Genomic DNA, 12,946 nt, shown 5'->3' with positions numbered 1-12,946 from the left:
CGAAGGCGGTGATGTTCTCGCTCACCCAGTGCAGGACGGCCGCCTGGTCCTGGGGGCCGAGGTTGTCGGCGCCGATGGCGGGCAGGTGGAGGAAGCCGAGGGGGCCGATGCGGTAGTTGGCGGTGACCACGGTGATGTCGCCGAGCGCGGCGAGCCGGGTGCCGTCGTACCAGTCCCAGCCTCCTGAACCGCTGGACCAGCCGCCGCCGTGGAACCACACCAGCACCGGCCTCGGCACCGCGCCCTCGCCGAGGGCCGCGGCCGGGGTCCACACGTTGAGGTTCAGACAGCCGTCCTCGTCCCAGTCCGGCACCCGCGGCCCCATCACGCCTTCCAGCCGCGAGTGCGACTGCGGCACCGCCGGACCGGAACGGGCGGCGTCCTGTACGTCGCCCCAGCCCGGCTGGGGTCGGGGAGGCGCGAAACGCAGCTCGCCCACGGGTGAGGCGGCGTAGGGGATGCCACGGAAGGCGGCCACCGGCCCCTCGGCGACCCCACGTACGCGGCCCGCCCGCGTGGCCACCACCGGCCGTCGGCCTTCCGTCACCGTTTCCGCCTTTCCTCACCCACCGTGCTCGGCACACGCCGATAGAACCGGTCTACGGCCACGAGCCGCGGTCAGCCACTTGTGGACACCCGATCGGCGGGGCCACGGCCACGCGCGGACAGCCGGGAGGAAATCGCCCCCCTTGGCCAGGGGGCGAGGATGGTCAAAGCCGCTCGAACCCCCGTACCCGCTCCCAGTCCGTGACCGCCCCCTCGAATGCCTCCAGTTCGGTGCGGGCCGCCTGGGCGCGGCGGCTCGTTGGCCATCGGCGCGGATGGTCAGTCGCGGGGGCGCTGGAAGGTGTAGCAGGTGAAGCGGTCGCCGTGGGTGATGTACTCCCCTGGAGGTGTTTCAGCATTGCCGAGCCCAGGCGCGTCGCCCCGGACTTGTTCCGCAGCCATGCCGGCTCGTCACCGATCAGCGTGAAGTGCTCGACCACCGCGTCCAGGCCGATATCCCGCCCCACCGTGCCGCCCCTTTTCCGCCCGGGCCCTCGGGCCGGGCGGCGGTGCCACCTCGACAAGCCCCGCGTGCGGCGTTCAATCGATCAGCCCAACGAAGTGATCCGCTTCCGGGCAACGGACGACGGGCAGGCAAGGGGGAGATGAAGGCGTCCTTCTTCAAGGCCACGGCCTGTCGGCAGGGGACGGCCCCTACCTGGCGAGCGTGTCTGTGCTGATCAGCGGGCCGACGGCCGTCTGTACCGGCGAGCTCGGTGTAACGCCTTCGCGTAGAGGCTTGTCGCAGCGGCGCACGCGATGTGCGGCGATGCGGCAGGCTGGCCGGTCGAAGACGGCGTCGCGGCGGTGTCCGCGGCCTGGCAGGAAGCGACGGCCGCACACGGGGCAGCGCACGGCGATCGAGTCCGGGCCGTTGAGGATCATGTACAGCCCGATCGCAGCTCCCGCGCTCCAGCGGCGCCGGTCGCGTCGTGCCCGGCCCGCACATGAGGGGCCGCAGTACACCGGTCCGAGCGGGCAGCCGCCCGGATCGGTTCCCGGCACCACCTGCACCGGCGCACTCGACCGGCCATGGCTTCAGCGTACGCCGGGCCGCCCGTCCCGCTCTGGCTCGCGCTCGGTGCCCAGGACGGCGGCGCAGGTCTGGGCCGGGTCGCCGGTGTGGATGATCGCCTGCTCGTGGGGGGCCGGGGGCTCGAAGCGGGCGAAGAAGTCGTCCAGCGCGGAGTCGGTCACGGTGAGGGCGTTGGCGTCCTCGCGCCGGTTGCGGTCGGCCAGACGCCGCAGCAGCTCGTCCCGGTCGACCGGGAGGTAGACCAGCCGCCACCGGCCGCCGGCGGCCTCGACCAGCTTCTTCCAGGCGTCGCGGTCCGACTGGAGCCACAGGCCGTGGTCGAGGACGACGTCGTCCCCGGCGGCCAGGTGCTCGGCGAGCCGACGGCGGATCGCCTCGACGACGGGGCGTTCGCGCTCGAAGTAGGTGTCTTCTGGGTAGTCGACGCCGTAGCGGCCGTGGAGGCGGTGGATCTCCTCGTCCACGGACAGTCGGACCAGGCCCCGGTCGGCGAGGGCCTGGGCGAGGGTGGTCTTGCCGGAGCCGGTGATGCCCACCAGCAGCACCGCCGTCGGCTCGCGCGCGATCACGTCCACCTCTCCCCTTTCAGCCGGTCCTGGCCTCCATTCTCGCCGACCGGGGCCGCCTACCGGCGGGGTTTCGCGGCAGGTGGGCGCCAGCGGGTGACGATGGTGCGAGCCTCGGCCGCCCACCCGGCCGGCAGGCCGTCGAGGGTGACGCGGCGGAAGCCGAGGCGGGGGTCGGCGACGTCGATCCGCCCGTGGTGCCGGTCGATGTGCTCCAGCAGGCGCCCGGCCTCGTCCCGTACAGCCGGGGTGGCTCGGCCCAGGCGCCGGAGGCGAAGTTCTCCACCCTACGCCGCAGGTCGTCCAGGACGCCCACGCGCCACTTGAAGTGGTGCACGCAAGCCAGCGTGTCCGGGTCGGGCTTGTGGCCGGGGGCCCGGTGGTTGCCGGACGCCACGGCGGTACCGGACCGTACGAGGACGATCTTGCGGGGGTCACCGTGCAGGAGCCGGTGGGTGAGGTGTCCGCCGAGTGGGAACGCGCGGTCCAGCCCGGTCTCCGGCCGCCAGTGGGCGAGGCGCCCGTCGGGGGCGACGCGGTCGAGCATCAGCCCGCCCACCACCGGCCGCCCCGCCGTCTCCGCCGCGGCGATCGCCTCGGGCAGCGGGGCGGGGTAGGTGTGGAGCTCGTCGGAGTCGGCAAGCAGGTGCCAGCCGGGCCCGGCCTGCTCGCGCAAGTACTCGCGGAGCTGGGTGTTGGTGTGCTCGTGCCACGGCCCGGTGCTGACCGTCGCCGGGGGCAGGCCGAGCTCGTGGGCGGTGGCCAGCAGTTGGTCCCGCCAGGCGGCGGGAGTGTGGTCGGGGAAGTGGAAGGCGAGGCGGAAGTCGGTGATGCCGAGCGCGCGGTAGTGGGCGGTCCAGGCGGTCAGCAGGGCCGGTTCCACCGGGCCGATCACCGCGACCAGCACGGGCGGGACGGGCGTCATCGCAGCTCCTCGGCGAGGCGGGTGTAGGTGGTGGCGAGGAAGGCGGCCTGCTCGGCCGCCGTGGCCATGCCCACCGCCGCCGGAGCCCCCGGCCCGGGCCGCTCGGGCGGCTCGGCGGCGAGGCTGTCGAGGATGGCGGCGAGCGCGTCGGGGTCGCCGGCCGGGAACAGCCGGGCCCATGGCTGCCCCGCGAGACGGGCGGTGAGGGCCGGGTCGTGGTCGGAGACGAGAAGGGGCACGCCGAGGCGGGCGGTGTCCATGACCAGCCCGGATTCCGGGCTTGGGGAACATCGGTACAGCCATTAACGCTAAGCACTTGATCATGGTCGTGAGCTGAGCGTTGTGGCGTCCGGGCGGGGTCGGGGGACGTCGGCGTCCTGGAGGTCGGCGAAGTCGGCGTGCGCCTGAGCGACGGCCTCGGGGTACGCCTCGGTCTTCTCGTGCTCGGCGAGCGCGCGGTAGATGCTCGCGACGCTGGGGGCCTGGCCCTTGCGCTTGCCGGTGGGGATGATCAGGTCGGGTTGGATCTGCTCGACCGATTCGCCGTTCGCCCGGCGCCGGAGCACGGTGTGCAGCATGTCGTCGGTGATGACGGGCGGGCGGCCGCCGTGCTTGCCCTTGCGGGCCGCAGCGTCGAGTCCTTCGAGGGTCGACTCCCGGATGTTCTCCCGCTCGGTCTCCGCCATCGCCGCGAAGAACGCGAACAGCAGGCGGCCGGGGCCGCTCGGGTCGTACATCCCGGGCAGGGGTCCGGCGAGCATCTCCAGGACCAGGCCGTGGGCGGTGAGGTGGTCGGCGAGTGCGGTGAGTTCGGCGGCGTCGCGGCCGAGGCGCTTCATCTCGTAGACGGTGAAGATGACGCGGCAGTGCGGGGCGTGGGCCTTGATCTGGCGGGCCAGCGCGAGCGCGGCCTCGAACTGCGGGCGTACGCGTACGCGGGTACTGATCTTCTCGGAGAACACCTTGTCGCGCTCGATGCCGTGCTTGGCGAGGGCGTCGAGCTGCGACTGGAGTTCCTGGGTGACCGTCGAGCACCGTGCGTACCCGATGCGGATGTCAGCGGTCGGGGTGTCCGGCGCGAGAGCGAGCGGGACGGGGGTGCCGGGGCGCCACGGCTGGCCGGGCCCGCGGTCGGCGGGGGTCGGCACCCGCAGGAGCTTGGCGAGCCGGGGCACCTTGGTGAACCGGCCGGTGTGGTAGGTGCCGGCGACCGCGCCGGAGCGCGAGCGGCACGGCGAACCCGGGTCGGCCCGGCAGCGCGGGCAGGGGTGGCGCTCGACGTCGTCGGCGTCGCTCGGGGAAGCCTCTTGTGAATGTCCATAGTCGCGTGCGCAGATGAGCTGGGGTTTCATCGCGGAGTGCAGGGAACTGTGAACTCTCCCACGCCACGAAGTCGCCCGCACTACAGTCGAGTTGGTCCGTAGTCGTGTGCGCGTTTGCGGAGGGGGCCGGGTGGCGGAGGGACCGGTGGCCGAGCGCGGGGTGCTGACCGCGCACGACGACGTTTGGGATACCGCGGTGCGGCAGGCCGAGGTGATCGGGCCTCTTGCCGAGAAGGCCAGGGTGGGGCTGGCGGACGCGGACGAGGCCGCCGCGATGCTGGGGATATCCCGGCGCCAGGTGTACGTGCTGCTCGCGCGGTGGCGCGCGGGTGAGGGGCTGGTCTCGGACCTGCTGCCGGGCCGCTCCAGCGGCGGCCGCGGGGGCGGGCGGCTGCCGGACGAGGCCGAGGCGGTCGTTGCGGAGGTGCTGCGCAGGCGGTACCTGACGCGGCAGCGCCGGAGTGTGGCGGCCGTCCACCGGGAGATCGCGCGCCAGTGCCGGACCCGGGGCCTGCGGGTTCCCTCGCGGGGAACGGTGGTGCGGCGGATCGCCCGGCTGGAGCCGGTCTCTTCCACTGCCGCGAGGGAGGGAAGCGAGGCGGCCCGCCGGCTGCGGTCGGCCGGGGGTGTGCCGCCCGCGGTGGCCGGACTGTTGGAGCAGGTCCAGGTCGACCACACGCCGGTGGATGTGATCGTGGTCGACGAGCTGCACCGGATGCCGGTTGGCCGACCGTATTTGACGGCGGCGATCGATGTGGCGAGCCGGTGTGTGGTGGGTCTGGTGGTGACGCTGGAGGCGCCGTCGGCGACGTCGGTCGGGCTGTGCCTGGCGCATGCGGCCTGCGACAAGCGGCCGTGGCTGGAGCGGCTGGGGGTGGAGGCGGTCTGGCCGATGAGCGGCAAGCCGCGCGAGCTGTATGTGGACAATGCCGCCGAGTTCAAGAGCGAGGCCCTGCGGCGCGGCTGCGACCAGCACGGCATCAGGCTGCGGTACCGGCCGCCGGGCCTGCCGCACTTCGGCGGGATCGTTGAGCGGCTGATCGGCACGATGATGGAGCTGGTGCACGAGCTGCCGGGCACGACGTTCTCCAGCACCGCCGACCGTGGCACCTATGACAGCGACGGCAAGGCCGTGCTGACGCTGCGGGAGCTTCAGCGGTGGCTGGCGCTGGCGGTGGCCTGTTACCACGGCCAGGTGCACGAGACCTTGGGCCGCACTCCGGCCGGGGTCTGGGCGGAGAAGGCCGCCGGGGCCGAGTTGGTGACGGTGACCAACGAGACCGCGTTCCTGGTGGACTTCCTGCCGGTGATCCGCCGGACCCTGTCACGGTCGGGGTTCGTGATCGACTACGTGCAGTACTACAGCGACGCGCTCAGGCCGTGGATCGCCTGCCGGGAAGAGCTCGGCCGGTTCGTCCTGCGCCGTGATCCGCGGGACATCAGCCGGATCTGGGTCCTGGACCCGGACGGCACCGGTTACCTGGAGGTGCCCTACCGGACGCTGTCGCGGCCCCCGATCAGCGTGTGGGAGCAGAAGGCGGCCGTTGCGCGGCTGCGCGAGCTGGGCCGCGCCGAGGTGGACGAGGACGCGCTGTTCGCCATGGTCGCGCAGATGCGCCGGATCACCGATGCCGCCGCGGTGGCCACCCGCAAGGCCCGCCGCGACCGCCAGCGCCGCACAGAGACGCCGCCGCGGCCGAGGCAGGCACGGCCGCCCAAGCCGCCGGCTGGCCAGGACGGAGATGTTGTGGCCCGGCCGTTCGAGGTGATCGAGCAGTGGTAGATGAGGACATAGACCTGTCGCACCTGCATCCGGCCGCGCGGCAGATCGCGCGGCTGCCCGATACCGAGCGGCTGCGGTACGTACGGGCGGACCGGTGGATCGGCTACCCGCGGGCCACCGAGGCACTGGAGCGGCTGGAGACGCTGCTGGAATGGCCGTCCAAGCAGCGGATGCCGAACCTGCTGCTGATCGGGCCGACCAACAACGGCAAGTCGATGATCGTGGAGAAGTTCCGCCGCACCCACCCGCCCATCTCGCACCCGGACCGCGAGGAGATCCCGGTGCTGGGTATGCAGATGCCCTCCGACCCGACGGTGATCCGCTTCTACACCGCGCTGCTGGCCGCGCTCGGCGCCCCACTGCGGGCCCGCTACCACCGGCTGGCCGACGTGGAACAGCTGACGCTGCGGCTGCTTCGGTCGGCCGGGGTGCGCATGCTGATGATCGACGAGCTGCACAACGTCCTCGGCGGACGCGGCGACAGACGCCGGGAGTTTTTGAACCTGCTGCGGTTCCTGGGCAACGAGTTACGCATCCCGTTGGTCGGTGTTGGCACCCGGGACGCCTACCTGGCCATACGGTCCGACGACCAGTTGGAGAACCGGTTCGCGCCGCTGACACTGCCGCGCTGGGAGAGAGACGCCGACGCCTGCTCGCTGCTGGCCAGTTTCGCCGCGGCATTCCCGCTGCGCAGGCCCTCGCCGATCGCCACTCCTGAGATGGCTGGCTACCTGCTCACCCGCAGCGAAGGCACGATCGGAGAGCTGGCCCACCTGCTCACCGACGCGGCTCTCGCCGCGATCACCTCCGGCGAGGAGGCCATCAACCAGCGCACCCTGCTGCTGGCCCCGTACGCCGGGCCCAGTGAGCGGCGTCGGCTGTTCGAGCGCGAGCTGACGTGAACACGGTGCGGCGGTGGCCGCTGCACCCGCAGCCTGGCCCCTTGGAGTCGTTGTCGTCGTGGCTGGAGAGGCTGGCCCGCCCGTACGAGATCCGCGTGGAGGACCTGCTGACACGCAACCTCGGCCTGGTGGACGTAGCCGTGCCGGATGACCTCGACTACGACCCGCCGGCGGTGATGCTCGCCGCGCTGGCGATGCGCACCGGCGTCGAGATCGCCCGGCTGCGGGCGATGACGCTGGCCAGCTGGGAGCCGTGGCTGATCGAAGGGCTCACCGCGTCGATCGAGGACACCCAGCCGGTGTTCGACGCCTACGTCCGGGACAACTCGGTACTCCTCGCCCCCGGCAAGGCAGGCGTCAACAAGGTCTCGCCCTTCCGACGCTGGCCGGGACCATGGCTGGGGTACTGGGGGCTGCACCGGGACTGCCCCATGTGCGCCGCCGATCCCCAGCGAGGGAAGGCTCTGGTGTGGCGGCTGCCTTTGGTGACCGGCTGCTTCGAGCACGGGTGCCGCCTGGAGGACGCCATGGAAGTCCACCGGTCGGTCGTCTACGGCCACAAGGGTCCGGTCCCGACGCCGCTGGCCGAACCGCTGGCCACCGTGGACCGCTACACCTACGAAGGGCTCACCACCGGGCAGGTCGTCCTGCCGGGCCGCACCGTGCACGCCGGGGTGTGGTTCCGGCTGCTGCGGTCCCTGCTCGATGAGGTCAGCCTCTCCGCGACGAGCGGCCGGGGCAAGCACGGCCGGGCCGTCCTGGAACACATCTGGCAGGCCACCGGCCGCAAATACCGCGCCGGACTGAACATCTGGCGGCCGTACGAGAACCTCAAGCCAGACATCCAGGAAGCGATGCTGCATGCCGCCGGCACTGCCCTGCACCTGGTCGCCGACGGAACCATCACTGCCCGCGGCCGTCTCGCCTCCGCGCTGCGGCCCCCGCCCGACCAGTACGTCTACGACGGCGACCGGCCGCGCCGCGGCTCCTGGCTGGAAGAGATGGTCCGGTGGGAGACGGTGCTTGCCCCGGCCCGCACGGACCGGGATGCCGCCCGGCGACTTCTCTCCCTGCTCACCCAGAACTCCCCTCTCCGCTGGTTCGAAGAAGAGCGCGCCTTCCTGATCGACGCCGGTGTTCCCGCCAACTTCCTGCCCACTGCCCGCGAACTCGGTCGCACCACTCTCGCCTGACAGCGTGCGGGAATCCCTGCCGGTGGAGTCCAGCAGGAAGCCGAATGGGGCATTGAGAGATCCCCGATCTTCTGGAGGAACGCTCCAGGGTCCCTCCACGCAGGCATAATTCATACGTATGCGAGCGCGCTCAGTGCGCCCCCGAGCTTCTTTACCGCCGTCGGCCGGAGTGTCAAATCCCAAGTGTGAAGGGTAGGTGAGCATCAGGTATCACAAAGGAGGTCATCATGGCCGGTCAGGTGATCAACGCTCCATTCACATTCCAGCAAAACCAGGCAGTGAGCTCCAACGAGGCCCGGCTCATCATGCAGTCCGATGGAAATCTCGTCGTTTACGACGAGTTCAACGTCGCCCGCTGGGCTTCCAACACCGTGGACCAAGGGTGGACAGCGCAATTTCAAGAAGACGGCAACTTTGTCGTCTACACCCGGAGTGGACGGCCGGTATGGGCTTCCAACACCGCTGGCCATCCCGGCTCCCACCTCGCCGTCCAGGACGACGGCAACGTCGTGATCTACGACGGAAGCCAGCCTATCTGGGCCACTGGGACCAACCACTGACCTGACTACCGGCTCTCGGGTGAGCGCTTCTGCAAGAAGGGCCGTGCCACCAGGCCGGAGAACCGACGTTGTGCGTCATCCACTTGAGTGCTGCTTTCTGTCCCAACTGCCGGTCCTGGGTCGACCGCCCCGGACCAGGTGCCAGGTCATGATGGGGTCAGTGCCTATGCCAGCTGAGCCTCGGCATGTTCAGACAGGCACTCGTAATCCCTGACATTGCGGCGGGCCTTCACCGGCCAGCCGAGGTTACGTTCGACCCGTCAGAAGGCGGGGAAGGGTGACGAAACCGCGCATCCTGGGGCGCCGTCAGATTATGCCGGACCAGCTATGGCAGGGCCTCAAGGTAGCCCGTGACGCTGTACTCACCGTCCGCAGTATCGATACCGGCCCCGGCACCCCCGTCTGCATCGAACTGCAGGACGGCGGGACCGTCCACATAGAGACGGACCGCATGGTTGAAACCAAAGAATCTCCGAGCGGTGCTGAGGGGTGGAATGGGCGCACCACATTCAACCCACGGAAACGCGTATGAGATCCCACGGATGTCCATGAAGGCCGAGCCGAGCATGCCGCCGCCGTCCGTGAAGTAAAAGCCCGTCACGGTCTCGATGGTCAAGCGCTTGCCGGAAGGGACTTGGTCGGGCAGTACACATCGCCCGAGGCTTGTGTGGTCCATGCGACCTCCAGAGCGGAACGCTTCCATCTACAGCCTCCCGGCGGTGTGACCGTTCATGGTGGTGTGACTGCTTTAGGGTATCCATCCTCTTTGTTCTCCGACAACGGCGCCTTCGGGTCTCCCTGGAAACAGAACGTAATCGCCGTCACGCTTCGCCCTCGCAGAAATGAGTAGTTCTGAGAGACCGTCGACCCCCGTCGAGGCGCGTCCGGCTTGTCCCTGAACTTCGTTCTCAAAACCTCTCGCAAAAATGCCTTCTCAGAATGCTTCCTCCGATAGCTTCTGAGACATGCCAGAGCTCACCGACCCGGCCACCGCCGTCGAACAGTTCGACTGCCCCACCTGTTCCGCCCCCGCCGGAAGCACCTGCCGCACCCGCGGCGGCAAAGTCGCCCCGAAGTACCACACCCCGCGCTTCATGCTCCTCCCTCAACTCCGCGCCGAACTCGAAGTCCGCACCCCCGCCAGCCGCGGTCCCGGCCGCGCGTGGGAAATGGGCCCGGCGGTCGACGCCGCCGCCCCGCAGGCCGCCACGAAGCCGACCCGGATCGGCTATGCCCGCTGCTCGACCGCCCAGCAGGAACTCCAGAGTCAGCTCGACGCTCTGCAGCAGGCCGGGTGCGACCCGATCTTCTCCGAGAAGATCAGCACCCGGATCAAGGTCCGCCCGGAGTTCGCCAAGGCGATGGAGTTCACCCGCACCATCAAGCAGGCGGTCCCGCACCAGCGGGTGATCTTCACCGTCCACGAGATGAAACGGCTCGGCCGCGGCGCCGCCGAGCTGCTGACCATCGCCGAGGACCTGCGGCGCGACGACATCGAGCTCGAACTTCTCACCGGTCCACTCCAGGGCGTCTATGACCCCTCCGGGCACGGCGCCGCCCTGTTCGCCTTCTTCGCTGGCATGGCCGAGTCCGAACGCGAGTACATCCGGGAGAAGTCCCTCGAAGGCCAAGCCTCCGCCCGCGAACGAGGCCGGCACGGCGGACGCCCCAAGGTCTTCGACGACGACATGATTGCCTACGCCCGCACCCTGCGGGCCAACGGCGTCCCCGTCCCCCAGATCGCCCGCAAGCTCGTCATCCCGTCCGGCAAGAACAAGGGCGAGCACCCCTCGGTCGCCAGCGTCTACCGGATCCTCGCCGAGGCGGACGCGACCGACGCCACGACCTGAACATCACACCCGAGGCCCCGGTGAAGACGGCGAGTCCGGCGCGTGCAGGCGACTCCGGTCACCCGTGCAGCCGACTTCGGAAGCTGACACCTCTTGAGGGGCCATCATGCCCACGGATGCTGTCACAAACGATTCTCAGAAGTGCCCCGAACCCACCTTTGAGTGAGAACGAGTTCTGCGAACCGATCCGGCAGTCCGCGATCTCCGCACAGCCATTTTTGATCTTGTTCGAGAAAAGGACCGTTTGTGAGAAATTTGGGTTGCGATTCTCGCCCGCCTAAGTGTTACTTTGATCTGCTTTGCTCCGACCGGAAGGAAAGCAGATGGACGTCCCCTCCCTGCACAGCCAGTTCCTCAGCGACGTACTGCCCCGGATCCAAAAGGATGCGCGTGTGGCCGGTGTGGCGATCACCGGGTCGTTCGTGGGTGGCCGCCCCGATGTCTACTCGGATGTGGACCTGATCCTGGCCATCGATAACGAGGCGTACGAGGCGGTCATGCGGGAGCGGCTCGTACTGATCAGTTCCTGGGCTTCCCTGGTAGCCGGGTTCACCGGGGAGCATGTCGGCGAGCCGCGTGTGATCATCACGCTCGTCGGGCCGCCTCTCCTGCACGTGGACTTCAAGTTCGTGCGGGCTTCCGATTTTGCCGAGCGGATCGAGGACCCGGAGATCCTGTGGGACCGCGACGGCCAGCTGACGGGTGCCCTCGCCCAGCAGCCGCCGGCCAATCCGGTGTTCGACCTCCAATGGATCGAGGACCGGTTCTGGGTCTGGGTGCACTACGGCGCGACGAAGCTCGGCCGCGGGGAGCTGTTCGAGACCATCGGCTTCCTCGCCCACCTGCGTGACAGCGTGCTCGGCCCACTGGCCGCCCGACGGGTGGGTGCGCCTTCCCGCGGTGTGCGCCACCTGGAGTCCATCGCGCCCGACGAGGCACGCGACCTTCAGGCGACGCTGTGCGGCTACGACCGCCACGAGGCCGGACAGGCGCTCCTCGCCACTGTAGATCTCTACCGCCGATGGTCCGATGCTGACGCAGCGGTCGTTGAACGGCACCGCAATGCCGAGAAGCTCGCCGTGCAGTACCTCCACGACGTCATCGATCACGGCCGCTGACCTGGCAGCGGGCACCACCTCCACCAGAGCACGACCGACGTACAGTGGCTCGCAACTTCGTTCCTCCTGACCGGAACGGAGGCGGTTCACGCAGGCTGAGCTGCCCGGCGGTTCAGTCCTCGGCGCCGTCTTCGTCGTCGAGCTCGGGAGCGTCGGGGTTGCGCAGCGGGCGCAGGCCCTGGGTCGGGGTGGAGGGGGTGAAGCTGTAGCGGCCCAGGACGTTGAGGTTCTTGAACTTCAGCGGGGACAGGCGGGCGACGTCCTCGACGGAAGAAAGTAGAGCGAGCGGGAATGAACCAGTACGGCCATCCGGACGGGGCGGGGCCACAGGCGCTGCTGATTACCGGCACCGTCGGCGTCGGCAAGACATTGGTCGCCGACCTTTTCGGCGACTTTCTCTCCGATGCCGGTGTGCCGCACGCGGTGATGGATCTGGACCGCTTGTGCCAGTCATGGCCCGCCCCCGAGGGCGATCCGTTCAACTTCGCCCTCCTGCTGCGCAACCTGCGCGCTCTGACCGCCAACTACCTCGACGCCGGAATTGAGCGGTTCGTCCTGGCCGGGGTGGCGGAGACCGTGGTCGAGCGCGACCACTACCGGGCCGCCCTCGGCATGCCGCTGACAGTGTGCCGCCTGACGGCGGACCTTCCTGTCGTGCACGATCGGCTCAAGCGCCGCCATGAGACCGACAGCGACCCCGAGTCCCTGCCCTGGCACCTGGAACGCGCCGGCCGGCTCCACGAGATCCTCGACCGGGCCGACATCGCAGACCTCACCGTCGACACCACCCGCTTGTCGCCCCCAGACGTCGCCTCCGTCATCGGCGCGAGTGTTCGCTGGGGCTAGATGATCAAGTCCGATGTCGGGGCACCCGCACAGGGTGACGAGGTCGGTTGGGTGGTCCGGGAAGGCAGTGTTTCCCCAGGTCGGTGCCCGTCGCTCACCCGGACACCCCCAGCGGGCGCCCTTCGTCCCCCTGCCCAACGAGCCGGGCCCGCGAACGGCCGTCCGCATCCCCCGATCCGCCCTGCCCGCCTCACTCCTCGGCGCCGTCGTCGTCATCGTCGAGCTCGGCGGCGTCCGGGTCGCGCAGGGGGCGCAGGCCCTGGGTCGGGGTGGAGGGGGTGAAGCTGTAGCGGCCCAGG

Annotated in this window: 15 protein-coding genes; 7 read left to right on the top strand and 8 right to left on the bottom strand. The window is 69.9% G+C overall.

Going from position 1 to position 12,946, the window contains the following annotated elements:
• The 6 genes from K6I34_RS18465 to K6I34_RS18445 form a co-directional block, all read right to left on the bottom strand.
• A partial coding sequence (locus K6I34_RS18465; protein ID WP_229327383.1) for a carboxylesterase family protein occupies nt 1–547 on the bottom strand: 547 nt, incomplete at its 3' end.
• A 278-nt stretch (nt 548–825) separates the two neighbouring features.
• Complete coding sequence (locus tag K6I34_RS38320) at nt 826–948, bottom strand: hypothetical protein (protein ID WP_275127090.1); 123 nt, start codon at nt 946–948, stop codon at nt 826–828.
• Nucleotides 949–1,584: 636 nt separating this feature from the next.
• Nucleotides 1,585–2,151: an ATP-binding protein gene (locus K6I34_RS18460; RefSeq protein WP_229327382.1), complete on the bottom strand. Its 567-nt coding sequence runs from the start codon at nt 2,149–2,151 to the stop codon at nt 1,585–1,587.
• Between the two features lie 16 nt (nt 2,152–2,167).
• On the bottom strand, nt 2,168–3,073 hold the full coding sequence (locus K6I34_RS18455) for a hypothetical protein (protein ID WP_229327381.1): 906 nt from the start codon (nt 3,071–3,073) through the stop codon (nt 2,168–2,170).
• On the bottom strand, nt 3,070–3,333 hold the full coding sequence (locus K6I34_RS18450; protein ID WP_229327380.1) for a hypothetical protein: 264 nt from the start codon (nt 3,331–3,333) through the stop codon (nt 3,070–3,072). Before K6I34_RS18450 ends, K6I34_RS18455 begins: the two co-directional genes overlap by 4 nt.
• Before the next feature lie 60 nt (nt 3,334–3,393).
• Nucleotides 3,394–4,425, bottom strand: a complete 1,032-nt coding sequence (locus tag K6I34_RS18445) for a recombinase family protein (protein WP_229327379.1) — start codon at nt 4,423–4,425, stop codon at nt 3,394–3,396.
• A 100-nt stretch (nt 4,426–4,525) separates the two neighbouring features.
• Here K6I34_RS18445 and K6I34_RS18440 point away from each other — a divergent pair, with 100 nt between their 5' ends.
• The 4 genes from K6I34_RS18440 (at nt 4,526) to K6I34_RS18425 (ending at nt 8,833) form a co-directional block, all read left to right on the top strand.
• The gene (locus tag K6I34_RS18440; protein WP_229327378.1) at nt 4,526–6,178 is read left to right on the top strand and encodes a Mu transposase C-terminal domain-containing protein; all 1,653 of its coding nucleotides are present in this window, start codon (nt 4,526–4,528) and stop codon (nt 6,176–6,178) included.
• The gene (locus tag K6I34_RS18435) at nt 6,172–7,080 is read left to right on the top strand and encodes a TniB family NTP-binding protein (RefSeq protein ID WP_229327377.1); all 909 of its coding nucleotides are present in this window, start codon (nt 6,172–6,174) and stop codon (nt 7,078–7,080) included. The genes K6I34_RS18440 and K6I34_RS18435 overlap by 7 nt, the downstream gene beginning before the upstream one ends.
• Entirely contained in the window at nt 7,077–8,273 is a 1,197-nt protein-coding gene (locus tag K6I34_RS18430) for a TniQ family protein (protein ID WP_308294023.1), read from the top strand. Before K6I34_RS18435 ends, K6I34_RS18430 begins: the two co-directional genes overlap by 4 nt.
• A gap of 227 nt (nt 8,274–8,500) precedes the next feature.
• Entirely contained in the window at nt 8,501–8,833 is a 333-nt protein-coding gene (locus K6I34_RS18425) for a hypothetical protein (RefSeq protein WP_229327375.1), read from the top strand.
• A gap of 325 nt (nt 8,834–9,158) precedes the next feature.
• On the opposite strand, the gene K6I34_RS18420 is transcribed toward K6I34_RS18425, so the two are convergent.
• A complete protein-coding gene (locus tag K6I34_RS18420) occupies nt 9,159–9,449 on the bottom strand; it encodes a hypothetical protein (protein ID WP_229327374.1) in 291 nt (96 codons plus the stop codon).
• A gap of 349 nt (nt 9,450–9,798) precedes the next feature.
• On the opposite strand from K6I34_RS18420, the gene K6I34_RS18415 reads away from it, so the two are divergent.
• Both K6I34_RS18415 and K6I34_RS18410 read left to right on the top strand, forming a co-directional pair.
• Nucleotides 9,799–10,683, top strand: a complete 885-nt coding sequence (locus K6I34_RS18415; protein ID WP_229327373.1) for a recombinase family protein — start codon at nt 9,799–9,801, stop codon at nt 10,681–10,683.
• A 323-nt stretch (nt 10,684–11,006) separates the two neighbouring features.
• Complete coding sequence (locus K6I34_RS18410; RefSeq protein ID WP_229327372.1) at nt 11,007–11,801, top strand: nucleotidyltransferase domain-containing protein; 795 nt, start codon at nt 11,007–11,009, stop codon at nt 11,799–11,801.
• Between the two features lie 112 nt (nt 11,802–11,913).
• On the opposite strand, the gene K6I34_RS18405 is transcribed toward K6I34_RS18410, so the two are convergent.
• Nucleotides 11,914–12,129 carry a hypothetical protein gene (locus tag K6I34_RS18405; RefSeq protein ID WP_229327371.1) on the bottom strand — a complete coding sequence of 72 codons (216 nt, stop codon included), beginning with the start codon at nt 12,127–12,129 and terminating at the stop codon, nt 11,914–11,916.
• 83 nt (nt 12,130–12,212) lie between these two features.
• Here K6I34_RS18405 and K6I34_RS18400 point away from each other — a divergent pair, with 83 nt between their 5' ends.
• The gene (locus K6I34_RS18400) at nt 12,213–12,647 is read left to right on the top strand and encodes a hypothetical protein (protein WP_229327370.1); all 435 of its coding nucleotides are present in this window, start codon (nt 12,213–12,215) and stop codon (nt 12,645–12,647) included.
• The last annotated feature ends 299 nt before the right edge of the window (nt 12,648–12,946 follow it).

The organism is Streptomyces sp. UNOC14_S4 (assembly GCF_020740835.1).
In the GTDB taxonomy this organism is placed as follows: domain Bacteria; phylum Actinomycetota; class Actinomycetes; order Streptomycetales; family Streptomycetaceae; genus Streptomyces.
This window is presented reverse-complemented; position numbering and strand designations above follow the sequence as displayed.